Raw genomic sequence first — 24,783 nt, 5'->3', positions numbered from 1 at the left:
GGGCTTTGTTTATTATAGTACAAACAATTGAATCAGGCAGGAGCCGTCATGACGGAATCCATTGAAAGCTATGCGCTTGACGAGCAGGTCGGCTATCTTTTGCGGCTGGCCAATCAGCGCCACGCGTCGATTTTCCAGTCACACACATTGGAAGGTCTGACGCCCACGCAATTTGCGGCCCTGATCCGAATTGCCGATTTGGGCAAATGCTCTCAAAACCGGTTGGGGCGGCTGGCGGCAATGGATGTCGCCACGATCAAAGGGGTGGTTGATCGCCTGCGCCAAAAAGGATTTGCGGTCGTCGAACCCGATCCGGACGACAAGCGACGCACGCTGATTTCGCTATCCCCCGAAGGCGAGGCCATGGTCGCGCGCATGAAAGATGTCGGTCAGCAGATCACCAACGAAACGCTCAAACCGCTGACGGCCGCTGAACAGCGCAACCTTGTCCGTATTCTGCGAAAAATCTCATGATTTGACAGGCCGTTTGGCCGACGCCTTGTCCAACTGCAATTCAGACCGGGAAAACCGGATCGGAGTGCGCAGACCGGGCACGCCTTCCGGGTTAATCTGCATCTCGCGATGCTGAACCTGCGGGTCGTTCAGCGCCTCTTGCACTGAATTGATCGGACCACCGGGCACACCGTATTGTTCAAGGGACGCCAACAGATCGGTCTTGGTCCATTCCAGACAGGAACTCGTCAGCAATTCAGTCAACGCAGCGCGATTTTCCACACGATCCGCGTTGGACATGAACCGTGTATCGTTGATCAACCCCGGCAGGCCTAGTATTTCGCACAGGCTTGCATATTGCCGGTCGTTCCCACAGGCGATGATGATGTGTCCATCCGCCACCGGAAACACCTGATAAGGCACGATATTGGGATGGGCGTTACCCAGTCGCGTTGGGCACGTACCCGAGGCCAGATAATTCATCGCCTGATTGGCCAAAACGCCCGTCATGCAATCCAGCAGGCTCAGATCCACGTGCTGTCCCTGCCCCGAGCGCTCACGTTCAGCAAGTGCAGCCTGAATGCCGATCACCCCGTAGAGGCCCGTGAATATATCGGCAAAGGCAACGCCGATCTTTTGCGGCTCTCCCTCGGGGTCGCCCGTCAGGTCCATGATCCCGCTCATGCCCTGAATCAGAAAATCGTACCCCGCCCGATGGGCATAGGGCCCATCCTGACCAAACCCTGTGACGGACGCGTACACCAGCCGGGGGTTGATCTGTTTGACGCTGTCATAATCCAGACCGAATTTCTTCAGCCCCCCAACCTTGAAGTTTTCGATCAGCACATCCGCATCGCGGATCAGATCCAGCAACTTAGCCCGATCACCCTCATCCCGGAAATCCAATGCGATACTGTCTTTGCCCCGATTGGCCGCGTGGAAATATGCAGCTGTCTTGTCGCCAGCACGCTCGATAAACGGAGGGCCCCATTTGCGCGTATCGTCACCCTCGGGGCTTTCGATCTTGAGCACGTCTGCCCCCAGATCCGCCAAGGTCTGCCCGATCCAGGGTCCGGCCAGAATGCGGGCCAGCTCGATCACCTTCAATCCGTGCAAGGGTGTGCTCATGGTCTGAACCTTTCAAAACTCTGTTGCGATCAGCCAGTTTACGTCCGGGATCGAATCCTACATGTTGCCCAACAGCATGAGCCCGATATTTCAACAACCAGATTGTCTGTCATACCACCCTGCCAAAGCACATTATTTTCGTTAGTACACTAACTTTTTTCACATTTGGGTCAAGAGTCCGACCCAGGTATATTTCATTCGTACAGAAACGTATTGACAGGCAGGTATTTCTCACGAATATTCGTTCGTATACTAACGAATAGGCGCTCCATGACTTACGTCGTCACCGAAAACTGCATCAACTGCAAATTCACCGATTGTGTGGAGGTTTGCCCCGTGGATTGCTTCTACGAAGGGGAAAATACTCTGGTCATCCATCCGGACGAATGCATCGACTGCGGCGTGTGTGAACCGGAATGCCCCGCCGACGCAATCCGCCCGGACACCGAGGACGGGATGGAGACGTGGGTCGAACTAAACGGCAAATACGCAGAGGCGTGGCCCGTCATCACCGAAAAGAAAGACCCGATGCCTGACGCAGATGACTGGAACGGGAAAGAAGGTAAGCTGGCGTTCTTGTCTGAAGCCCCGGCAGAATAGGAGACTAATATGTCGCTGGATTCTACGACCAAAACTGAATTCCCCATTCCGGCGGGCGTGTTCGCCCAAACCGTGACCGAAGTGAAGCATTATACCGACCGGCTGTTCAAATTCCGCATCACTCGCCCGGCTTCCTTCCGGTTTCGGTCAGGTGAGTTTGTGATGATTGGCCTGCCGAACGCAGAAAAACCCGTGTGCCGCGCCTATTCCATCGCATCGCCTAGTTGGGACGAAGAGATCGAGTTCTATTCGATCAAGGTCCCCGACGGTCCGCTGACCGAACACCTGCAGAAAATTCGCGAAGGTGATACGGTTCTGATGCGCAAAAAGCCCACAGGCACGCTGGTCAATGACGCGCTGTTGCCGGGTAAACGGCTTTGGATGTTTTCGACCGGCACCGGCATTGCGCCCTTTGCATCGCTGATCCGCGACCCCGAAACTTATGAGAAGTTCGACGAAGTAATCCTGACCCATACCTGTCGGGAAAAAGGCGAGCTGGACTATGGCAAAGAACTGGTTGCGGCGCTCAAATCCGATCCGTTGGTGGGCGAGATGGCGCAGAATTTGCGGCACTACTGCACCCTCACGCGTGAGGATTATCCGTTCAAAGGTCGGATCACCGATCTTATGGCATCAGGCAAAGTATTCGATGATTTGGACCTGCCGCCAATCTCACCTGAAACAGATCGCGAAATGATTTGCGGCTCGATGGCGATGCTGCAGGATACCAAGGCCGCGCTAGAAGGGTTCGGTCTGGAAGAAGGCGCGAACAACAAACCTTCAACTTTTGTGGTCGAACGCGCCTTTGTCGATTGACCAACCGGGGCTCTGCCCCGCCCTACACCGGGATCTGGTGAAACGCTCTCACACCAGATCCCGCGTGTCTCGGGACTTACTGATTGTCCCGCTTTCCCGTCTTGTTCAGAAACGCCTCCATCCCGGCCTTCGCTTCGGGTGAGGATTGGGCAATTGCTGCCGCCAGACTTTCGGTAAAGAAGCCATCACTGGCCGACATGTCATTGATGCGCGTGATCGCCTGCATCATCATGTAGTTTGACAGCGGCGCATTCTCGGTCACGCGCTTGGCCAGTTCCATCGCCTTGTCGAACACGGTTCCGTCCGGCTCGACATAATGCGCCAGCCCCAGTTGCAACCCTTCGTCCGAGTCATAACGGCGACCGGTCAGCATCATCTCCATCATCCGGCTAGCCCCGATGATCCGGCCAACACGTACCGTTGCGCCGCCGCCGACAAAGATCGCGCGGCGTCCTTCGGGCAGTTCATAGAACGTATCTTGCTGCGAGACCCGAATGTGGGCGGTCATCGCCAGCTCCATCCCGCCGCCCAAAACACCACCGTTCATTGCGGCGACAACCGGAACCCGTCCGTATTCGATTTTGTCGAAAATCCGGTGCCACAGGCGGCATTCATGCATCGCCCCTGCGGCGTCGCGCATCGAATGTTCCAACAGGTCCAGCCCGGCACAGAAATGCTGACCGGAACTGCGGATCACAACGGCGCCGATCTCATCGGGAAGGGTGTCGAAATAGTGCTCGATCTCGAACAGCAGCCCGTGATTGATCGCATTAAACTTGGCAGGTCGGTCCAGCGTCAGGATACCGACCGGGTCGTCTGTCTCTGGAGTGATATGTGTGTATTCCATTGCAAAGCCCTACTTGGGTTCCAGACGGATAGCGCCGTCCAGACGTACGCATTCACCGTTCAGCATAGTGTTTTCGATCATGTGCCCTGCCAGGCGCGCAAACTCAGCCGGCTGTCCAAGGCGCGACGGGAAGGGAACCTTGGCACCCAGACTGTCCTGAATCTCTTGCGGCAGCAAATCCATCATCGGGGTCGAGAAGATACCCGGCGCAATTGCCATGACCCGAACGCCCGAGCGCGCAAATTCCCGCGCCGCAGGCAAGGTCAGGCTGGCCACCCCACCTTTCGAGGCAGAATAGGCCGCTTGCCCGATCTGTCCCTCAAAAGCCGCCGCCGACGCGGTGTTGATGATAATCCCCCGCTCGTTATCCTTAAGCGGTTCATTTAGCATGATCCGCTCAGCCGCCAGGCGCATGACGTTAAAGGTGCCGATCAGGTTGATCTGAACCGTTCTGGCGAACCCGTCCAACGCCGCCGGGCCGTTGCGCCCCACAATCCGCTCGCCATGCGTGACGCCAGCGCAATTGACGACAATACGGGGCAAACCATTGGCGGCAATGGCCGTGTCCAGCGCCGCAGTAACCTGGGCCTCATTGGTGACGTCGCAAGGCGCGGCTATTGCCCCCAGTTGCTTTGCGGCCTCGTCCAGCTTGTCGCCGGGCAAGTCGAACAGGGCCACTTTCGCCCCGCATGATGCAAGATATTCGGCCGTCGCAAACCCCAACCCCGAAGCACCGCCAGTCACGATTGCGGATGCGTTTTCGATTCTCATTTCATGTCTCCCTGTGTGCCCCGAACGCCATGACGCAACGACGCAACGAAATCAGGCTTCGGTCTTGCGCGATTTCCTGATGCATCATACCCGTTAATTCGGAACTTAGTGAACGGTCAATAATACATTTGCATACTAACAAATATTTGGATAGCCTGATTTTCAAAATATGCATCATGTCGCGCCCATGGCGACCAGATGACAGGGAGAGGAAAGATGAGCATTTCAGCCCGGCAAAGTGAAGACGGCGTAGTGCCTATCCAAAAATTCGCGCCCTCAAAGGTGTTGCGTGAAGACCTGGGCGATGGAGCCTTTGTTTTGCGCAGCCCATACCCGCTGAATATGGATTTACAGTGCGTTTCCGAATATCTGGAACGTTGGGCGGAAGAAGCACCCGATCGCCTGTTCCTGGCCGAACGTGGGCCAGACGGAGAATGGATCAGCGTCACCTATTCCGAGGCTTTGGCGCAAACCCGCTCACTGGCAGCGTTTCTTCTGAACAAGGGACTGGGTCAAGACCGCCCGCTTTTGATTCTGTCGGGCAATTCGGTCCGGCACGGTTTGCTGATGCTGGCTGCTATGCATGTGGGCATTCCGGTGGTGCCGGTTTCTGTTCCTTACTCTCTGTTCGACGAGTCTCTGGCCAAACTGCGCCATATCGTCCGGACCACAAATCCCGGCATGGCCTATGCCGATGACGCCAAGGGCTTTGCCCATGCTTTTGAGTTTCTCGCCTCGGAAGGCATCGAACAGCTGTCGGACAATGGCGCACTGACCTTTGAGCACGCCCTGGAAGCCACAGCTGGCGAACCCATTGCCCAAGCGCGGGCCACGATTGACCATGACACGCTGGCCAAGATCCTGTTCACCTCTGGCTCAACCGGGTTGCCCAAGGGCGTCATCGTAACGCAGCGCATGATGTTGGCCACTCAAGAAGCCGTGGTGCAGATTTGGCCGTTTCTGGAAAGTGCCCCACCTGTCGTGGTTGATTGGCTGCCCTGGAACCATACGTTCGGCGGCAATTTCAACTTCAACATGATGCTGCGCAACGGCGGCAGCTTCTATGTCGATGATGGCAAACCCGTGCCCGGTGAAATCGAAAAGACAATTCGCAACGTGCGCGACGTTTCACCCACTCTGTTCTTCAACGTCCCGCGCGGCTTTGACATGCTTTTGCCGGTCCTGCGCGAGGACGCAGCCTTTCGCTACGCTTTTTTCAAGCGGCTTGATCTGATCTTTTTCTCTGGTGCGGGGCTACCCGACCATCTTTGGAAAGGTTTGGAACAATTGGGCGTGCAGGAACGGGGCGAGAAAATCCCGTTTGTAAGCGCCTGGGGCCTGACCGAGGCGATGATGGCCACCTGTGTGCACTTCCCCATCGACAAGGCAGGCGTCATCGGGGTGCCGGGTCCGGGATCCGAGCTGAAGTTTCTGCCCAATGGTGGCAAGCTGGAAATGCGGGTCCGCGGACCGCATGTGACAACAGGTTATCTGAACAACGTCGAAAAAACCGCCGAGGTGTTTGACGAGGAAGGGTACTTCCTGACTGGCGACGCGGGTCGCCTGCAAGATCCAGATGATCCATCAAAGGGCATCGTATTCGATGGCCGCATCTCTGAGAACTTCAAACTGATGACCGGCACTTGGGTCGCAGTGGGCAACTTACGTGTTGCGTTGTTGCAGGCCCTCAGCCCGATTGCCTCGGATGCCGTCATTACCGGCCATGACCGGACCGAAATTGGTGCGCTGCTGTTCCTGAACGCAGATGAATGCAAAGCCCTGACCGGACAGGGCGGCACATTGGCGGGTTACGCCGATGATCCGACTGTGCGCGCCTTCATCACCGAACGTTTGGCTGCATACAATGCCGGGCAAACCGGCAGCGCTACACGCGTGAAGCGCGTTGGAATCGAACGTGACGCCCCGTCGATTGAAAAGAATGAAATCACCGACAAAGGCTATATCAATCAACGTCTTGCGCTAGAGCTTAGGGCTGAAGCGGTCACTGGATTGTATGAAGGGTCCGAGGATGTGATCGTATCAGGAAAGGCCGCCACATGATCGACTACACCGCCTCTGAAGCCGAGATTGCATTTATCCTCAAGCATATTGGCCGGCCAGAGCGGCTGCCGGGTTGGAGCGACGATCTGGCCGAGGCCGTAATCCCAGCATTGGGTCGCTTCATCAATACCGAGATTGCCCCTTTGGACATGATCGGCGAGGAACAAGGCGCGCGTCTGGAAAATGGCCGTGTGCGGATGCCACCAGGCATGGTCGCCGCCTATAAACGCTATGCCGATGCCGGTTGGCCGGGCCTTTGTGCGCCTGAAGAATATGGCGGGCAAGAACTGCCGCACATTCTGGGCGCGGTTCTGGCGGATATGCTGGCTGGCGCGTGTATTTCCTATGAGATGGTGCTGAGTCTTGCGCAGGGCTGCATTCGAACCCTGAATGCCTCGGGCAATGACGATCAAAAGGCGCGGCTGTTGCCGCCGCTGGTGTCGGGCGAATGGATGGCATCGATGTGCCTGACCGAACCGGATGCGGGGTCAGATCTGGGTCGGATCAAAACAACCGCTACACACGATGGCGAAGGTTATGTGCTCAGCGGCACTAAAATCTTCATCTCGGGCGGTGACCACGACTATACCGACAACGTATTGCATCTGGTGCTCGCCCGCACTCCGGACGCAGCGCCGGGTGTGCGGGGGCTGAGCCTGTTTGCCTGCCCCGCCGTTTTGCCGGACGGTATGCGCAATCAGGTGCAAACCGTCCGTATCGAAGAAAAGATGGGGATGCATGCCTCGCCCACCTGTCAGATGGCGTTCGACGGCGCAAAGGCCGAATTGTTGGGCCAGGAAGGCCAGGGTTTGGCCGCCATGTTCACTATGATGAATGCCGAGCGTCTGGATGTGGCCCTGCAGGCCGTGGGCCAAATGGACGTGGCCTTTCAGCGTTCGCGTTTGCATGCCGCAGGTCGGCGCCAGGGCACAACATCAGAAGGCTCGGCGCTGATCACCAAACACGGTGACGTTCAGCGGATGTTGCTGGATATCTACGCCTACACCCTGGGATGCCGGGCGATGGTTTATCGCACCTTTGTGGATATGGACCTGGGCGCCGATCAGGGGTTGCTGGATATCCTTACTCCGACCTGCAAGGCCTTCGCGACCGACGCAGTCAACGCGGCCTCAAGCCAGGCGGTGCAAATCCACGGCGGCTATGGATTCTGCAAGGAATACCGCGTTGAGCAGATCATGCGCGACAGCCGCATCATGGCAATTTACGAGGGCACCAACGGCGTTTTGGCGACCGGAGTGGCCCGCCGCGCGATCCGCGCTAATGGCGGTGCGGCAGCGCAGGCTTTTGCCGATTTGGCCTCAACGGGCCCCAGCTCGATCGAGTTGGCCGATGCGATCGACGCCTGGAAAACCGCAACCCGAGCCATGCAAAGCTATATGGATATCGGTCCGTCGGTCTCGGACTATATGCGCCTGACCGGGCTGGTATATTTTGGTCGCGTTTGGGCGGATCTCGAGGCCGCCGCGGACAACGCCCCGGAACCCGAATTGTTGCGCGCCACTGCCGCCCATGTCCGGGCGCGCATCCTGCCCGAAGCCGGTTTGCTGCGGCACCGCATCCTTAATCCAGAACCCACACATTCTGTGGCGATCTTTGCCGCGTGAACATCAAGGACGACACATGACTGACTTTACTCTTCCCGAAGCCAGCCCTCAGGCCGACGCGGCATTCCGTTCCGGCCTGGCCGCTGGGAAATTTCTGATCCAGCGCTCAAAAACCACGGGTGAATACAACTTCTACCCACGCGCCCTGTCCCCCACCACCGGAGCAGACGATCTGGAATGGGTCGAAGCCTCGGGCCGCGGCACTGTCTTTGCCTCGACCATCATCCGGCGCCCGGCAAAATACGGCGGTGACATCAACAACGTGCTGATTGATCTGGATGAAGGCCCGCGCATGTTCAGCCGCATCATCGACGTGGACAACGAAGCGATCACCATCGGTATGAAAGTACAGGCCGTTGTCATGACCCCCGACTTCGGACCCAACGCAAAATCCGGCGAAGCCGCCGTGTTCTTCAAGCCCGCGGAATAAGGAATTCAATCATGGCACATTCACTTCGCGGCAAATCCGCAATCGTTGGCAAAGGCTATTGGGGTCTGGGCAAAACGCCCAACACCTCACCAATGGAACTGATCGCCAAAGCCACGCAGAACGCGCTGACCGATGCAGGTATGGACCTGTCCGAGATCGACGGCGTCTGTGGCGGCACCTTCTACCACTTCTTCCCCACCCTCTCGATCGCTGAGTATCTGGGCATCAAACCAACCTGGGCGAACTCGGACATGGTGGGCGGATCGTCTTTCATGTCCTATCTGGTCGAGGCGACCATGGCGATTCAGGCTGGTCTGTGTAAAAACGTTCTGATCTGCTACGGCTCGAACGCTAAATCCGCGCGCGACCTCAATGGTCTGATCGAAACCCCGCAATGGGAACGCGCCTATGAACCGATGGTGCCGGTGCCGGGATATGCCTTTACCGCGCAACGCTATATGCATGAGTTCAACGTACCCAAAGAGCATTTCGGCCATGTCGCCATCTCGGCCCGAAAATGGGCTCAGCTGAACCCCGATGCGACAATGCAGGATGACCTGACCATGGAGGAGTATCTGAACTCGCCCATGGTTGCCGATCCACTGGCGGTTCTGGATTGTTGCCTGATGTCGGATGGCGGGGCCGCGATCATCGTTACCTCGGCCGACCGCGCAAAGGATTATCAAGAGAAGCCCGCCTATTTCCTGGGCGGCGGCAACGCCATTTCCCACCGCGAGATCAGTCAGGCCGCCACGCTGACCACTACCTGTGCCACCGAAAGTTCGAAACGCGCGTTCGAGATGGCCGGCGTCACCACCGAAGACGTTGACGTGGTCGAGCTGTATGACGCCTTCACGATCAACACGCTGCTGTTCCTCGAGGACATGGGCTTTGTGAAAAAAGGCGAGGCCGGGGCCTTTGTGGCCGATGGCAACATCGCACCGGGTGGCTCGCTGCCGGTAAATACCAATGGCGGCGGGTTAAGTTGCGTACACCCCGGCATGTACGGCCTGTTCTGTCTGATCGAGGCTGCGACCCAAATCCGGGGCGACGGCGGCGATCGTCAGATCGACGATGTGAATATTGCAATTGCCCACGGCAACGGCGGCACGTTCTCGAACGAGTTCACGACCGTTCTGGGCAGCGAAGCTGCGCTTTAAGCGATCAAAATGGGGGGCAAATGCGCGCCCCAAAGCTTGAGATTTTGCCAGTGCAATAGAACGCAACCTGCGGAATACGAACTATCGACAAGGGTCAGTCAGCGGCAAAAGCAGGCAATCCAAATTCGTATTGTTGGTAAAGCCCTAGGCCCGACCGCCTATCTTGCAGTCGGGCTTAGGCTTCAAACTTACGTTTCCCGTGTCTTTAAAGTACAGGCACGCGCGCAGCAGGAGGGGTCGAACGTGACCGTCCGGTACGCATCTTACCATCAATCATAACAGCCCCAACTCCGGGGATGTTGCCGACCGCCATACCCTCCAAAACGTTCTTACCGTCCGATCCTTCGGGGCGGTCCATGAAAACCAGATCGGCTGGGCGGCCTGGTGCGACGATCCCTTGTGCAAGATCCCGTCTCTTTGCCACGTTTCCGGTGCCACAGCACCACGCCTGTTCAGCAGGCAATCCGCCAATACTGGCCAGCAGAGTTGCCATCCGCAGCATTCCGTTCGGTTGTACGCCGGAACCTGCCGGGGCATCTGTTCCAATCAGGAAATCGGCAAGGCGGCCTTCGGCCAGCGCGCCCTCCAATGTCACAATTACCGATTTCTCGTTGCCATTGTGTACCGCTTCAAGCGCCCCTTTCGCGTGGCGGCAAAGCTCTCGGATTTCATCCTGCGAAATTGAGGTTGGTCCACCATTGATATGACTGACTACATCCGGTTGCGCCTCTAGCACATCTGCTGCTCGAACATCGTGAGAGCCCGCAATCGAAGGGCCGCCAGTATGCATAATGGTTTCAATTCCCAATTCCCGACACCAGCCAGTGACGCGTGCCGCGTCCGGGCCCTTGGCAACTGTCCCAAGACCGATCTCACCAATATGTCGGATACCGGCCGCTTTGACGGCGACATAAAAATCGCGATCGAAATCAAGTTCCGGCACCGGTGCGCCCGCCAAAACCTTGGCACCGGACGGTCGGAAATTTGAATAGCAACGTTGTGCCACCATTGCCAACGCCTTGACGCCTTCGGCATCCTTGGGGCGACCGGGCAGATGGACTTCGCCTGCGGAAATAAAGCTTGTGACGCCTCCGTTAACATTCATTTCGATCCAGCCGATCTGGCTTTGGCGTGGGGTCCAATCGCCGAAAACCGGGTGGCAATGGCCATCAATCAGGCCCGGTGCGACCGCACAACCAGAGGCATCGATGATGCGATCCGCGTCTCCGGCTTCAAGGCCCACAATCACCCCGTCTTCGATGAGAAGGCAATCACTGTCCGCAATAGGCGAGTCCAGATCACCGGTCAGAAGCAAACCGATGTTACGGATTAGTGTGCGACCCTGTTCCGGTGTGTCTTTTGGTGCGTCAGCCATCTGATCCCCCATTTAGCGTGTGATTTCTGGTTCCTTTTCGGATCAAAAAAAGCACGCCAAGAAGCCGTTCGACCGTCGCGCTTCATTCATCCATTTTCATTAGTATACAAGCGATATTAGAAAGCCTGTGTCAAGACCTTCTAATTGGTGCGACGCCGGGAATTGCTGACCCTTGTGCGGTTGAATGACCAGAGCCGACCAATCCTCGCCCGCTAGTAAGAAACCTGCAGTCGTCAAGCCGCCGTTTAGTACCGCGGCTTGGGCGCTGTTGCCTCAATTGCCTCGGCTCAGGAAAACGCCTTGATGACTTTGGCGTAGTTGTCCAGCATCTCAAGCTCTTCATCTTGCGTGAAGTAACCGACGTGATGCCAGACGACGAATTCTTCGGTCCCATATTTCTCTTTCAACGCACCAACCTGATCAATCACCTGGTTTACGGTGCCTTTCCAGACGCGCCCCATCGGCACATGATATGGCGGGGCGTTATAGGCGAAATTGAACAACTCCTCAAAATCGCGATAGTGCTGCTCGGCCTGCGCTTCGGTCGATCCGATGGTCAGATGCCCGCCCAAAACCAGAGTGTTTCCGACCGTCAGATCGGTATGGCCATGGTGGTGCGCTTCTTCCAGATAGATCGGCATTGTCATATCCATGAACTCATCCTTGGACACAAAAGACACCAGCTTGGCACCTTCCTTGGCCCAGAACTTTGCCGTCTCCATCGACCACGAGAACGGCACATAGAGCGGCGGAAAATCTCGACCATCTGTTCGCTTGCGCGGGCGCGGAACAATGCCCATTTTGCGCAACCTACCGTTGTCGTCAACTGCACCTTCGCCGCCATACTTTGCGGTCGGGGGGAAGGGCCATGTGATGTTGTCGGCGGGGATGTTCCAAAATTCGCCATGATGACTGAAGGTTTCGTTGGTCCAGGCCTTTTTGACCACGGCCCAGCTTTCCTCCATCAATCGACGGTTCCGGGCATCTTCCTTGGACCGGTCAGATTGGGTTGTCGTGATATCCAGATGCTGCGCAAGTGTATTCAGCCAGCGCGGCGTGTTGCCACGAACAAAACCACAGAACAATCGGCCACCGGACATGTGATCGATCATTGCCAGATCCTCGGCCAGACGCATCGGGTGATGCGCCGTCAGCGCCATACCCACCTGCCCCACCATCAGGTTCTTGGTGTTTGCAGCGATGTGCATGTTCCACAAAAGCGGATTGGTCGTGGTTTCGATCCCTTCCACCTGAAAGTGATGCTCGGTCATGCAAAATCCGGCGTACCCGTTTTCGTCGGCAAACTTCATCTGCTCGGTTGTCCGCTCCAATAGCGTTTCATACCGATCCGGGTCCGAGCCGGGCAGCACGACATCTTCGCCCTTTGAACGCATATAAGGTTGCACAAGGATATGTGTTTTCATGGTATTACCTGAATTTAGTAATCGTTCACTAAATTCTATCCACTGACGCCTCAACAAAACTTGATTTGGGTCAAGAAACGCAAAAAAGGGCGCCCTGTTACCAGAACGCCCTTTAGCACCGCTGTCTGTGAAGAAGGAGGAGTTACAGACAGCGATCAGCGCGACATACAACGCCGGGTTCACCGGCCTGCATAATTAATTCGTGGCTGACAGCCCGGGGCAATGCCCGCGCCATAAAGGCGCGTGCTGCATCCACCCGATCCGAATAGTATTCTGGCGATTGAGCGCCCGCTGCGGCGGTGGCCACCCGTGCAATCCGGGCGGACATCCAGGCCGATACGCTCAACGCCACGATTTCCAGATAGTCGCACGCACCGGAAAGCACGTCACCTTGCGCCGTGCCCAGCACCCAATCGGTCGAACGCCCAAGCCGTGATGCCGCATCGCGCAAGTTATTCTCTAAGTCAGAGAGGTCGTCGCCCAGTTTGCCCGCCTCGTCCAGCATATCGGCCACCAGACCCTTGATGACGGCACCATTGTCGCCGCACACCTTACGCATAACCAGATCGCGGGCCTGAACGGCATTGGTACCTTCGTAGATTTCGGTGATCCGCACATCACGCACCAGCTGTTCGACGCCATAATCTTTGATGAAGCCATGCCCGCCATGCATCTGCACAGCCTCATTCGCCATTCGCGATCCCATGTCCGAAAGGTAGGACTTGATGACCGGAGTCAGTAGCGAAAGGCGCGCGTCTGCCATTTTGCGCTGCTCGGGCGTCGCTGCCCGATGAGCTTCATCCAGCAGGCCCGCTCCGAAATAGGCCAGCGCACGGGCAGCGTCCATTTCGCCTTGGGCGGTCAGCAGGCGGCGGCGTACGTCCGCATGGGCAATCAGCGGATCGGCAGGACCGTCCGGGTTCAAAGGTTTCCCATCCGCGCGACCCTGAAGGCGTTCGTGGGCATATGCCGACGCGGTTTGCACGGCGGCCTCAGCTACGCCCAACCCTTGCAGGCCGACCGACAGGCGCGCGGCGTTCATCATCACGAACATCGCGGCCAAACCCTTACCCTCGTCGCCGACGATCCAGGCCTTAGTGTCTTCAAACGAAATCGCGCAGGTGGGTGATCCGTGGATACCCATCTTGTTCTCGATCCCGGCAATGGTGATCGTGTTCTGCTCGTCCGTCGTGTTGTTGTCCGCATCCAGCATGTATTTCGGCGCCAAAAACAGTGACAGTCCGCGCGGTCCGGGCTGAGCGCCCTCGATCCGTGCGAGGATCAGATGGGCGACATTTTCCGACATGTCATGGTCGCCCCAGGTGATGAAAATCTTGTTACCAGTGATGGCGTAAGATCCGTCATCATTGCGAACGGCCTTCGTGCGGATCAGGCCCAAATCGGTGCCGCAATGCGGCTCGGTCAGGTTCATGGTTCCGACCCAGTTGCCGGACGTCAGCTGAGGGCAATAGACCGCCTTTTGTTCGTCCGAGCCATAGGCCATCAAAGCTTCGACAACGCCAAAGTTCAGTTCGTGGATCAGGGCAAAAGCCAGATTGGTTCCGGCCATCCCTTCACGCAGGGCGGCATGCAGGACGAAGGGCAGTTGTTGGCCACCATATTCTTCTTCCAGCGCCAGCGCGTTCCAGCCGTCTTCGCAGAATACCTTGTAGGCGTCGCCAAATCCGGGCGCGGCATAGACCTGACCATCTTCAAGCCGTGCGCCCGGGCTGTCGCCCGCCTCATTGCAAGTTGCCAGATTGTCGCGCACAAACCCGTTGATCGCGTCAACGACCGCACAGAACGTATCTTTGTCGCAATGCTCATACCCTGGCAGGGCCAGCGTCTTGTCGAGGTCAAGAACCTCGTCCAACAGAAAAGTAATGTCCCGCTGCGGGAGTTGATAGTCCATACCTATGATCCCTCAGTTTTTAAGCGGCTTGCCGGTCGTCATGGTGTGACGCATCCGTTCAATTGTTTTATCCTGACGGATCAGGCGCATCATGCCTTCGGCTTCCAGCCTGTGCAGCGCCTCTTCGTCCAGAACGCCGCCGTCACCGCCAGCCAGAACGCGCGCTGTTTCACGGGCAATCTCGACTGTGTAGGGTGCGTCGGGCATTGCCTCGGATAGCGCGGTCAGCTTCGGCTTCAGCGCGGCATTGATTGCGGCGGCATCCAGCGTGATCTCGGCCTTAGGTGCTGGATTGTACGATTCAGCCAATGCCAAAGCAGCGGCCTTAGCTTCGGCCAAAAGGCGGTCGCGGTTCATCACCACGCCATCGGTTTGCCGCAAGTAACCCGCATGCCGCGCCATAGGGGCAGAGCCGGTCATCAAAGCAACTGAAATCACATCGAACGCTGCCTCGGCCCCTTTGACAGCATCACCCAGTTCCGCCGCCTTGAGCAGCAACAGGGCGGTTGTTCCGCCCCATGCAGGCAGCAGGCCGACATTAGCCTCGACCAATCCGACATTGCTTTCCAGAGCCGCCATGACCCGATCCGAATGCATCAGGATTTCGCAGCCGCCCCCAAGGGCAAGCCCACAGGCGGCCGAGACAACCGGGAACGGCGCGTACTTGATCTTGCGCATCGTGGCCTGACCGATGGCCAGTTGCCCTTCGACCAGATCCAGTTCCCCCGCATCAGCACGATCCAGCGCTTTTTTCAGGTTTGCGCCCACCGAAAAGTGGTTGCTGTCCGACCCGATGACCATCGCTTTGAAATCTCGGCCCACGACGTTCAGTGCTTCGCTCACACCTGTCATCACCTGATCGTCCAAAGCCGCATTAGGTGCCGTGATCGTCAGCAGAGCGACACCATCACCCATATCGCGCAGCACAACAGCCTCGGTCTGGAACACCGGAGCATCCGTCAGGTCAGATGCAAAGATCACCCCGGGCCCACGCGGCACGTCTGCCTGTTCGCCCGAAGGTAACAGAACCTTACGGTCACGGCCCTGACCTGAATAAATCCCGCCGCGTTCAGCGGCCAGCACCAGCAAGGGCGGCACATCCTGACCCTCGGCCGTCAAGCGAGCCACAATCTTGTCCGCACCAATCTTGTCGATCAGCTTGAATGGACCCATGCGCCAATTGTATCCCAGCTCCATCGCCGCATCGATATCCGCCGGGTTGGCGGTAATCTCGGGCACGCAATAGGCGGCATAAGACAAAGTCGGCCCCATTACGGCCCAGGCAAAATCAGCCAACCGATCACCGGCCTGATCAATGAAGTCGACACCAAAGCTTTTGGCCAACTCCGGACCCTTGGCCTGCGCACGATACTCCAGCGTTGCCAGATCAACGGCTTCGGCGACTGGTTTGCCATTTTCGTCCTTGGACCTGCGATAGAAACCCGCACCGACCTTGCGACCGGCCAAACCCTTGGCGGCCATCTGGACAAACAGCTCCAGGCCTTCGGTGTGGAATTGCTGCGGATCATCAGCCTCGAGCAGATTGCGCATAGACAGGCGCGATTTGCCCATTAGGTCGATGCCGATCAGGTCCATCAACCCGAATACACCCGTTCCGGGCACGCCGAAGGGACGGGCCAGCACCGTATCAGCCTCTTCGACTGTGATGCCACGCGCTACGGCCTCGCGGGCGGCGGCGTTCATCCACAGCCCGCCCAGACGGTTAGCGATGAACCCGGGGCGGTCGTTGCAGGGCACGACGGTTTTGCCGAGGCATTCATCGCTGAACGCACGTGCACGTTCCGCAGCAGCCGGATCTGTGTCAGGACCGGTCACCAGCTCGATCAGGCGCATATAGCGCGGCGGGTTAAAGAAATGCACGATCACGAAGCGCTTGCGCAGGCTTTCATCCATCTGGCTGACCAGGTCGGCCAGCGGAATGGTCGAGGTGTTCGAACTCAGAAGTGCGTCCTCGCGCAGGAAAGGCGCAATTTTCGCATAGAGTGCGTGTTTGATGGAGAGGTCTTCCAGAACGACCTCAACCACCCAATCACAGGTCGAAAGCTGACCCAGATCATCGTCCAGATTGCCCGCTGTCAGACGGGCCGCATAGGCCGGGTCGGCCAGTTGCGGCGCGCGGCCCTTGGTCATCCGTGCAATGGCACCTTTGGCCAACATCGAGCGGTCTTCGGCATCCTTTGGTACGATGTCCAGCAAAACGACTTCGGCACCAGCATTGGCGAAATGGGCGGCAATGCCTGCCCCCATCACGCCCGAGCCGATGACAGCAACTTTGTTGATCGCAGTCATTTACAGTACCTCGAACAGACCAGCAGCACCCATGCCGCCGCCGATGCACATGGTGGCAACGATGTACTTCGCGCCGCGTTTCTTGCCCTCGATCAGCGCGTGACCGACCATACGCGTGCCCGACATGCCATAGGGGTGGCCCACGGAAATCGCGCCGCCATCGACATTCAGGATCTCATTCGGGATGCCCAGCTTGTCACGGCAATACAGGGCTTGCGATGCAAAGGCCTCGTTCAATTCCCAAAGGCCGATATCATCCATCTTGAGGCCATTGCGTTCCAGCAATTTAGGCACTGCAAACACTGGCCCGATACCCATCTCATCGGGTTCACAACCCGCGACGACATAGCCCATATAGCGACCCAGCGGCTCGAGCCCGCGCTTTTCGGCCAGCTTCTCTTCCATCACGACCTGGGCCGAGCCACCATCGGACAATTGCGAGGCGTTGCCGGCGGTGATCCACTTGTCCTCACCCATCACTGGGGTAAGACCCTGCAGGCTTTCCAGCGTGGTCGAAGGACGGTTGCACTCGTCCTGCGTCAGCGTGACCTCTTCATAGGTGATCTCGCCGGTTTCCTTGTTCTTGTTTGCCTTGGTGACCGTGATTGGCACAATCTCGTCATCGAACTTGCCCGCAGCCTGCGCCGCGGCGGTGCGCTGCTGCGATTGCAGGGCAAACGCATCCTGCGCCTCGCGGCTGATACCATAGCGTTCGGCAACTGTATCGGCGGTCTGGATCATCGGATTATAGAAGCCACGGATGTTCTGATCGATCCATTCTTCTTTCAGGCGATAGGTGTTGTCGCGCCCCATAACCAGCGAAATGCTCTCGGCACCGCCCCCGACAACCACGTCACAGCCATCCACCATGACCCGCGAACAGGCGCGCGTCAGAGCTTCAAGACCGGACGAGCAGAACCGGTTGATGGTTTGGCCCGACGCGGTCACGGGCAGACCGGCGCGCATGGCGACCTGACGGCCCAGGTTGCCGCCGTTCGCACCTTCGGGCACAGCATTGCCAAAGATCACGTCTTCGATCTCGGACGGATCAACACCGGCGCGTTTGACCGCTTCGGCAACGGCATGGCCACCATAGACGGCGGGGTGTGTGTCATTGAAGGCACCGCGAAAGGCTTTGCCAATGGCGGTACGGGCGGTCGAGACGATAACGGCAGAACGCATGGTTTTGATCCTTAATGGCAGAATTTAGTTGTCTGTTGGAAGCTTGTAGTCCGCGTATTGCTCACGCAGATGCAGTTTAGAAACCTTGCCGGTGGCGGTGTGCGGAAGCTCGGCCTGGAACACCACGTCGTCGGGCGTCCACCACTTGGCAATCTGACCATCGTAGAGCGCGAGGACATCCTCGCGGTTGACATCCGATCCCTCACGCTTGACAGCAACGATCAGCGGGCGTTCATCCCATTTGCGGTGCTTGGCGGCGATACAGGCGGCCTCCAGAATGTCCGGGTGGCTCATCGCGATGTTTTCCAGATCAATCGAGGAAATCCACTCGCCGCCCGATTTGACCACGTCCTTGGTTCGGTCGGTCAGGCGCAGGTAGCCTTTCGGGTCGATCGCCGCGACATCACCGGTGATGAACCAGCCGTCGTCGGTAAAGGCATCAGCACCGGCCCCGCCCCAATAGCTTTCGGCAACCCAGTGACCACGCACCTGCAACATACCCGAGGCAATGCCGTCATGTGGTAGCAACTCGCCATCATCATTAACGATACGCATCTCGACCCCATAAAGCGCACGGCCCTGTTTGGTTTTCAACGCAAGACGGTCGTCGATTGGCAGTTTATCCTCGCCCCATTTGGGTACCGAAAGCGTGCCGACCGGACTCAGCTCAGTCATGCCCCAGCCATGCACCACGTCGATCCCGTGGCCTTTTTCGATCTGCTCTATCAGAGACAGCGGCGCCGCCGATCCACCCATCATCGCGCGTTTGACCGTCTTTAGCGTGGCGCCCTGCTGATCCAGATATTCGAACAAGCCCAGCCAGACAGTCGGCACACCCGAAATCATCGTGACCTCTTCGTCGTCCATAAGTTCGCGCAGAGGGGCCGGATCCATGCCCGGTCCGGGCATGACCAGTTTGGTGCCGTTCATCAGGGCCGCATAGGGAATACCCCAGGCACAGGCGTGGAACATCGGCACCACCGGCAAAGTGGCGTCACGCGAGCTGAGCGCCAGCCAGTCGCCACCGGACACGCCCATGGCGTGCAGCACGGTCCCACGATGGGAATACAAAACGCCTTTTGGATTGCCGGTTGTGCCAGATGTGTAGCACAGCGCCATGGCCGTGTTTTCATGCAGTTCGGGCCAGTCATAAACCTCGGGCTTGCCCGCGATCAGGGATTCATAGTCATTTACCGCGGTCTTCATCTGCGGCACCTGATCCGGGCCAGTCAGGCTGAACCAGCCCTGAACGCTGGGGCAACGGGCCGAGACAGCATCGATCAGCGGCGCAAAAGTTGTGTCGAAGAACATATGTGTGTCTTCGGCATCATTGATGATAAACGCGATCTGATCGGGATGCAGGCGCGGATTGATCGTGTGGCAAATCGCACCGATGCAAGCCAAGGCGTAATAGAGTTCCAGATGCCGATTGTTGTTCCAGGCCAGCGTCGCGACGCGGTCACCCGGCCCCACGCCCAGTTCGGTCAGAGCATGCGCCAGTTGCTGGGTCCGTCGCCCCATATCCGCAAAGCGGTAGCGTTCAATCGTCATATCCGAGTTGCGCCAGACGATCTGCGCCTCGGAGTGCGCGCGCATGCCATGACGGAAAATGCTGGTTACCGTCAGTGGCATCGTCATGATCTGACCGGGAATCGTCGTTTTTTCTGCGCTCATTATTTTGCCTCTCAATGTGTTTTTCTGCATCTGTGTCCGTCACAGAGGTGCAGCCGGCATTTCCCCGATGTCCTGTTCGATCCGCCACGACATTTGCAAAACGCCCAGATCGTCAAAGCGGCGTCCGACCAGTTGCATACCGATCGGTAGCCCGTTGCGGTCTGGTCCGACCGGGATACTGGAGGCCGGTTGTTCAGTGAGGTTGAACAGGAATGTATTAGCCCAGCTTTCGAACGGCTTAGCGGGGTCAGATCTTGGCAGTTCGGCAGCAAAGGCAGTGTCCGGTGTCGATGGCAGCAGGACAAAATCATGGCCGTCAATCAGCGCCAACGCACGTTCGCGCAACGCCTGCGTGTGGTCGAAATTCCGCTGATGTTCAACGGCAGACAATTCGCGTGCATCGTTGGTCCAGTCGCGGATATAGGGCGTTTTCGCCTGTTCGGCATCGGGTTGGCGCATCAGCTCGGACAGGGTACGTATTTTATAGAACGCCTCGGCGGGTTCCCAGTCTGTTCGGCTGAACGGTGTGGTTTCAAGATAGGTGATCTGAACACCCATATCCCGCAGAACTTGCGCCGTCCGTTCCAGCGCTGCCTGAACATCTTCCGCCACCGGTTCGCCCAAGCCCAGCTCTGGGATAACCAGAACCGACATGCCTTTGCGGTCGCCGCGTGTCAGGCGCGAGACATAGTTCACGCCGTCCCGCGCCAAAGCCGCGAAATCGCGCGTATCTTCACCGGTCAGAACATTCATATGCAGTGCGACGTCGCCAAAATTGCGGGCCAACGGCCCCGCTGTGATCGCCGGGCTGTTGCAGACGTAATAGGGCACCCGCCCCTGGCTGGGTTTCAGCCCGGCCAGCCCACAATACGAGGCTGGCAGGCGGATGGACCCCACGATGTCGGTCCCAATCGAAACCGGCTCGATCCCAGCGGCAACACTGGCCGACGCGCCCGAAGATGATGCGCCTGTTGTGCGCGATACATCCCATGGATTGCGGGTAACTCCGTGCTTTGAGCTCACTCCGCCTGCAAGAATGCCATAATCGCACATGGTACTTTTGCCCAGGATCACGGAACCGGCCTCACGCATGCGTGCTACCGTGGGATGATCGGTTGTGCTCACCGATGCCTCACCCGCCGCTGATCCGCGAAAGGCAGGCATACCGATGCAATCCATTGCGTCTTTGACTGTCGTCGGCACGCCATCCAGCGGCCCCATTGGTATGTTGTCGTGCCAACGTTTCTCGGACGCCCGGGCCGCTTCAAGCGCACCCTCGGCATCCACATGGTAAATCGCATTGATCCTAGGATTAACCGACTCAATACGGGCCAGCGCAGCTTGCGTGACCTCGACCGGAGACAGCTCCAGCCGGGCAAAGGCCTGCACCATGGCACGCGCCGAAAGTTGGGAATATGGGGCGGTCATTCGGGGGCTCGATCAGATAAAGGGGATCAGTCTTCGGTGCGCTGAACGTAATAGACCTTGGCCGCAATCTTCCAGCCCTCGCCGGTGCGGACCAGCGACAGGTAGTCGATGAAGTATCGCGGCTGCACGGCGCAGTCGATCTTGACAAAGGCCGTGTTTGGCCCCGACTGGTCGATCGAAATCGTGTGACCGTAGACCGGATAGCCTTTGGATTTAGGGCTTTCGCGGCCGCCGATGACCTCTTTGTACTTCTCAAGCGTCATGTGGATATAGCTGCCATCGTCGTTGGCGCAGCAAAGATCACATTCCGGCAGAAACATCTGGTCGGTCTTGCTGATGTCTCCATCATGCAGGTTTTCGATATACGCCTGCATCAGGGTTTCGATCTCGGCAAATGCGGTCATAGGATATCCTCGGTCATGAGTGTCTTGAAACGCAGGTGGGTTTGGATGTCAGGCGGCCTTGTCGGCAAGCAGGTCCTGGCGATACCGTTTGAGGTCTTCGATCGTGCCGACCTTAAGGCCGTGCCGGGCCCCAAATTCCAGCAGATCCGGCAGGCGCGCCATTTCACCGTCATCATTCATGATTTCGCAGATCACACCGGAATCCCCCTGCCCAGACAGCCGGGCCAGATCAACTGCGGCTTCGGTGTGGCCTTCGCGGTTCAGCACACCGTGCGGTTTCGCCACCAATGGAAACAGATGCCCGGGCGAAACCAGATCTGCCGAAGAGCCGTTGTCGGACGCCAAAAGTGCAATGGTCCGCGCCCGGTCGCTGGCGGAAATGCCGGTGGTCGTGCCTTCTTTCGCGTCCACCGAAATGGTGAACGCCGTATGATGCGGATCCGTGTTTAACGCTGTCATGGGGCCAAGGCTGAACTGCTCGGCCCGCTCGGGCGGAATGGCCATGCAGATCAAACCCCTACCAAAACGCGCCATGAAGTTTACGGCGGCTGCATCCGCACAGGCGGCGGGGATCACCAGATCGCCCTCGTTCTCGCGGTTTTCATCGTCGACAAGAATTACCATACGGCCCTGTTCGCAATCCGTAATGATTTCTACGATGGGCGACAGCTGGTAAACTTCATGCAGGTCGAACATGGCCTTCCCCTTATCCGTTCAGAGGCTTGATGACGCCTTCGGCAAATTCGATCAAAGCTTCCTGCTCGAGCTCATCGCCAAAGTAGTTCACGTGGTGCCAGACAAAGAATTCTTCGATCTGATACCGCTCGGCCAGCTCGCCGACCTGATCCAGAACCTGTTGGCGCGAGCCATCCCAGACGCGGCCGAGCGGAACGTGATACGGCGGCGCGTCGTAGGCCGAGAACCACAGGTTGTCGAACTTCTCGCGGTATTCTTTGGCCTTTGCCGGGGTCTTGCCCATCATCAGATGCGCACCCAAAGCCAGAACATCGTTGTTGGTGGTTTGAGGCAGCCCGTTTTCATGCGCAGCCTTCAGGCAGTTTTCCAGGATCACCGGCATGAACTCTTCTTTGTCGGCGGTCACGAAAGAAACCATCTTGGCTCCTTCCGATGCCCAGAACTTGGCAGTTTCCATCGAATACGAGAACGGCGCATATACTTTTGGGTGCGGCTTTTGCAGTGGACGGGGAACGATACCCGATTTGCGAAGGATCTTGTTGCTATCAACCGGACTGTCACCGCCCCAGAGTTTGGTCGGGTTGAACTCCCACTCGACATTCGACGGGAAGTTCCAGAACTCGCCCTGATGTTCGGTCAGGTCGTCGGTCCACAGCGATTTGATCAGACGCCAGTTTTCGTACAGCGCGCGACGGTTGCGCTGGTCGGCCTCGGACTTGTCGGATTCAGCCGAGGTGATGTCCAGGTGCTGCCCCATGGTCGCAGTCCAGCGCGGCGTGTTCCCGCGCGAGAAGCCTGCGAAGACTCGACCGCCGGTCATGTGGTCCAGCATGGCGATGTCTTCGGCCGTCTTGATCGGGTTCATCGCGGTCAGGTTCATCCCCAACTGACCAACTTTGAAGTTCTTGGTGTGCTGGGCGATGTACATGTTCCAGAACAGCGGGTTCGTGGTGCATTCAACGCCTTCGACCTGCATGTGGTGCTCAGTCAGGCAGAAGCCGTCATAGCCAAGCTCCTCAGCAAGGACCATCTGATCACGCATCGTGTGCATCATCTTGTTGAACCGCGCAGGGTCACGTCCAGCAAGCTGAGTGTCCTCGCCATGCTGGCGTGCGAATGGAATGGCGAGAATCTTGAACTTCATGCAGGCGTCCTCGGATGTGTGACTGAACGTTCACTAACATTCCCATACGGTCGGCAATTTCGTCAAGCCCCGAATTGTTTTTCCCTACGTCGCAACGACACTGCGACGATTTCCAACTGGACAACACATAGGGATTTCAACATGTTGCCCTCAGGTAGGGTCCTATGGAGGCAAGCCACGTGTTTTTGTATTCCGCTGCGCAAGTTGATGAATTTATTAATAAATCGCAGCTAGATGGCGTGTGCGTTGCGCTGGCGATTGATGCTGCGCGCGAGGAACTCAGACGCCTCGGCGACACTTTGCATCCAACACTGGTCAACACCTCGGCAACGAATCTGGCAACCCCGGGACAGGGGCAAATCGAGGCCCAGGCCATGCGCATGTCGCCTGAAGATTCGCTGCTGACCTCATACCGTGTCTCGATTGTTCAGGCCGGGCACAATCCCGGTGAAGCCGCGACGCTGATGGAAGTGACCTGCACCTTCTCAGTCGAAGCGCAACTGGCGGAATCGCCGAAATCCACACAGGTCGAAAAACCGGCCCGCGCCCTGTCCGACACCGCCGAGGAACGGCGGCGACAGATCTTTGAAGGCGCGTGCAAGGTGATTGCCAAGCATGGGTTCGGCAATGCTTCGATGCGCGAGATTGCCAAAACATCCGGGCTGTCGGTTCCGCTGATGTACAAATACATCAAGGACAAGGATGATATACTGCACTTGATCACTACGATGTGCATGCAGGACATCATCGACTTTTTCGATACCGGAGAGCTGTTCACTGGCCCCGCCGATCAGAACCTTGAAAAAGCGGTTGACCGGTACATCGACTACATTGGCGAAAACCGCCGCTATATCAATCTGGTCTATTCGGAAACACGGTCCATGTCTGCCGAGAACCGCGCGCGTGTATTTGATATGGAGCGTGAGTTCATGGGCCGCTGGAAAGGCATTCTGGACAAAGGGGTCGAGCAGAAAGTGTTCCGCCCCATGAACACAGAGCTAATGGCCAATTATCTGTATTTCCTTTGTAATGTCTGGTCTCTCCGGCATTGGAGCATCGGGAAGTTCCCGGAAAGCGAGATCCGAACCAGCCTGAAGGCGCTTATCATGGATGGCGTTTTGATCAGGGCTGCTCTCTCCAAAAAATCCTGAGCGAACCATCGACCGCTCAAGACTGCTGATGCACAAACGCTTAGGCAATCAAGTCGCAAATCTCTGTCGCTTCCGGGCGATTTGGTCGCAAACCAACTTGCGACACGTCTTGGGCGTGTCAAACTGCGTACATGACACCGCTCTCTAGTCCAAACCCTCTGGATCGCCGCGCAACCGGTTGTGACCTCGTCG

Annotated in this window: 21 protein-coding genes; 8 read left to right on the top strand and 13 right to left on the bottom strand. The window is 57.6% G+C overall.

Going from position 1 to position 24,783, the window contains the following annotated elements:
• The first annotated feature begins 48 nt into the window (after positions 1 to 48).
• The gene (locus DS906_RS01645) at positions 49 to 474 is read left to right on the top strand and encodes a MarR family winged helix-turn-helix transcriptional regulator (protein WP_113788522.1); all 426 of its coding nucleotides are present in this window, start codon (positions 49 to 51) and stop codon (positions 472 to 474) included.
• Here the strand turns inward: DS906_RS01645 and DS906_RS01640 are convergent.
• Positions 469 to 1,581 carry a CaiB/BaiF CoA-transferase family protein gene (locus DS906_RS01640; RefSeq protein ID WP_113788521.1) on the bottom strand — a complete coding sequence of 371 codons (1,113 nt, stop codon included), beginning with the start codon at positions 1,579 to 1,581 and terminating at the stop codon, positions 469 to 471. The genes DS906_RS01645 and DS906_RS01640 overlap by 6 nt on opposite strands.
• Positions 1,582 to 1,851: 270 nt before the next feature.
• Between DS906_RS01640 and fdxA the strand changes: the two genes are divergently transcribed.
• Complete coding sequence (fdxA, locus tag DS906_RS01635) at positions 1,852 to 2,181, top strand: ferredoxin FdxA (protein WP_113788520.1); 330 nt, start codon at positions 1,852 to 1,854, stop codon at positions 2,179 to 2,181.
• Between the two features lie 9 nt (positions 2,182 to 2,190).
• Entirely contained in the window at positions 2,191 to 2,997 is an 807-nt protein-coding gene (locus DS906_RS01630) for a ferredoxin--NADP reductase (protein ID WP_113788519.1), read from the top strand.
• Positions 2,998 to 3,073: 76 nt separating this feature from the next.
• On the opposite strand, the gene DS906_RS01625 is transcribed toward DS906_RS01630, so the two are convergent.
• Entirely contained in the window at positions 3,074 to 3,844 is a 771-nt protein-coding gene (locus tag DS906_RS01625) for a crotonase/enoyl-CoA hydratase family protein (protein WP_113788518.1), read from the bottom strand.
• Positions 3,845 to 3,853: 9 nt separating this feature from the next.
• Positions 3,854 to 4,615, bottom strand: a complete 762-nt coding sequence (locus DS906_RS01620) for an SDR family NAD(P)-dependent oxidoreductase (protein WP_113788517.1) — start codon at positions 4,613 to 4,615, stop codon at positions 3,854 to 3,856.
• A 216-nt stretch (positions 4,616 to 4,831) separates the two neighbouring features.
• On the opposite strand from DS906_RS01620, the gene DS906_RS01615 reads away from it, so the two are divergent.
• The 4 genes from DS906_RS01615 to DS906_RS01600 are packed head-to-tail and all read left to right on the top strand — an operon-like array spanning position 4,832 to position 9,891.
• Positions 4,832 to 6,676 (top strand): feruloyl-CoA synthase, encoded by a 1,845-nt coding sequence (locus DS906_RS01615; protein ID WP_113788516.1) that lies wholly within the window; start codon positions 4,832 to 4,834, stop codon positions 6,674 to 6,676.
• Complete coding sequence (locus tag DS906_RS01610; protein WP_113788515.1) at positions 6,673 to 8,301, top strand: acyl-CoA dehydrogenase family protein; 1,629 nt, start codon at positions 6,673 to 6,675, stop codon at positions 8,299 to 8,301. Before DS906_RS01615 ends, DS906_RS01610 begins: the two co-directional genes overlap by 4 nt.
• Before the next feature lie 16 nt (positions 8,302 to 8,317).
• Positions 8,318 to 8,731 (top strand): Zn-ribbon domain-containing OB-fold protein, encoded by a 414-nt coding sequence (locus DS906_RS01605; RefSeq protein WP_113788514.1) that lies wholly within the window; start codon positions 8,318 to 8,320, stop codon positions 8,729 to 8,731.
• Between the two features lie 11 nt (positions 8,732 to 8,742).
• Complete coding sequence (locus tag DS906_RS01600) at positions 8,743 to 9,891, top strand: acetyl-CoA acetyltransferase (RefSeq protein WP_113788513.1); 1,149 nt, start codon at positions 8,743 to 8,745, stop codon at positions 9,889 to 9,891.
• A 205-nt stretch (positions 9,892 to 10,096) separates the two neighbouring features.
• Here DS906_RS01600 and DS906_RS01595 read toward each other — a convergent pair whose 3' ends face one another.
• The 10 genes from DS906_RS01595 to DS906_RS01550 form a co-directional block, all read right to left on the bottom strand.
• A complete protein-coding gene (locus DS906_RS01595) occupies positions 10,097 to 11,266 on the bottom strand; it encodes an amidohydrolase family protein (protein ID WP_113788641.1) in 1,170 nt (389 codons plus the stop codon).
• Between the two features lie 287 nt (positions 11,267 to 11,553).
• Positions 11,554 to 12,690: an LLM class flavin-dependent oxidoreductase gene (locus tag DS906_RS01590; protein WP_113788512.1), complete on the bottom strand. Its 1,137-nt coding sequence runs from the start codon at positions 12,688 to 12,690 to the stop codon at positions 11,554 to 11,556.
• Between the two features lie 142 nt (positions 12,691 to 12,832).
• A complete protein-coding gene (locus DS906_RS01585) occupies positions 12,833 to 14,602 on the bottom strand; it encodes an acyl-CoA dehydrogenase family protein (RefSeq protein ID WP_113788511.1) in 1,770 nt (589 codons plus the stop codon).
• Positions 14,603 to 14,614: 12 nt separating this feature from the next.
• On the bottom strand, positions 14,615 to 16,912 hold the full coding sequence (locus tag DS906_RS01580) for a 3-hydroxyacyl-CoA dehydrogenase/enoyl-CoA hydratase family protein (RefSeq protein ID WP_113788510.1): 2,298 nt from the start codon (positions 16,910 to 16,912) through the stop codon (positions 14,615 to 14,617).
• On the bottom strand, positions 16,913 to 18,094 hold the full coding sequence (locus DS906_RS01575) for an acetyl-CoA C-acyltransferase (protein WP_113788509.1): 1,182 nt from the start codon (positions 18,092 to 18,094) through the stop codon (positions 16,913 to 16,915).
• A 24-nt stretch (positions 18,095 to 18,118) separates the two neighbouring features.
• Positions 18,119 to 19,768, bottom strand: coding sequence for a long-chain-fatty-acid--CoA ligase (locus tag DS906_RS01570; RefSeq protein ID WP_113788508.1), 1,650 nt, complete (start codon positions 19,766 to 19,768; stop codon positions 18,119 to 18,121).
• A 39-nt stretch (positions 19,769 to 19,807) separates the two neighbouring features.
• A complete protein-coding gene (locus DS906_RS01565; RefSeq protein ID WP_113788507.1) occupies positions 19,808 to 21,196 on the bottom strand; it encodes an amidase family protein in 1,389 nt (462 codons plus the stop codon).
• A gap of 26 nt (positions 21,197 to 21,222) precedes the next feature.
• Positions 21,223 to 21,600 (bottom strand): nuclear transport factor 2 family protein, encoded by a 378-nt coding sequence (locus tag DS906_RS01560; protein ID WP_113788506.1) that lies wholly within the window; start codon positions 21,598 to 21,600, stop codon positions 21,223 to 21,225.
• Positions 21,601 to 21,648: 48 nt separating this feature from the next.
• Positions 21,649 to 22,296 carry a 3,4-dihydroxy-2-butanone-4-phosphate synthase gene (gene ribB / locus DS906_RS01555; protein ID WP_113788505.1) on the bottom strand — a complete coding sequence of 216 codons (648 nt, stop codon included), beginning with the start codon at positions 22,294 to 22,296 and terminating at the stop codon, positions 21,649 to 21,651.
• A gap of 10 nt (positions 22,297 to 22,306) precedes the next feature.
• Positions 22,307 to 23,440, bottom strand: a complete 1,134-nt coding sequence (locus DS906_RS01550) for an LLM class flavin-dependent oxidoreductase (RefSeq protein ID WP_113788504.1) — start codon at positions 23,438 to 23,440, stop codon at positions 22,307 to 22,309.
• A 179-nt stretch (positions 23,441 to 23,619) separates the two neighbouring features.
• Between DS906_RS01550 and DS906_RS01545 the strand changes: the two genes are divergently transcribed.
• Entirely contained in the window at positions 23,620 to 24,591 is a 972-nt protein-coding gene (locus DS906_RS01545; protein ID WP_158541262.1) for a TetR/AcrR family transcriptional regulator, read from the top strand.
• Positions 24,592 to 24,783: the final 192 nt, after the last annotated feature.

It is taken from the genome of Ruegeria sp. A3M17, from assembly GCF_003318255.1.
Lineage (GTDB): Bacteria > Pseudomonadota > Alphaproteobacteria > Rhodobacterales > Rhodobacteraceae > Ruegeria.
The sequence above is the reverse complement of the archived record's forward strand: the minus strand, read 5'-3'. Positions and strand labels throughout refer to the sequence as shown.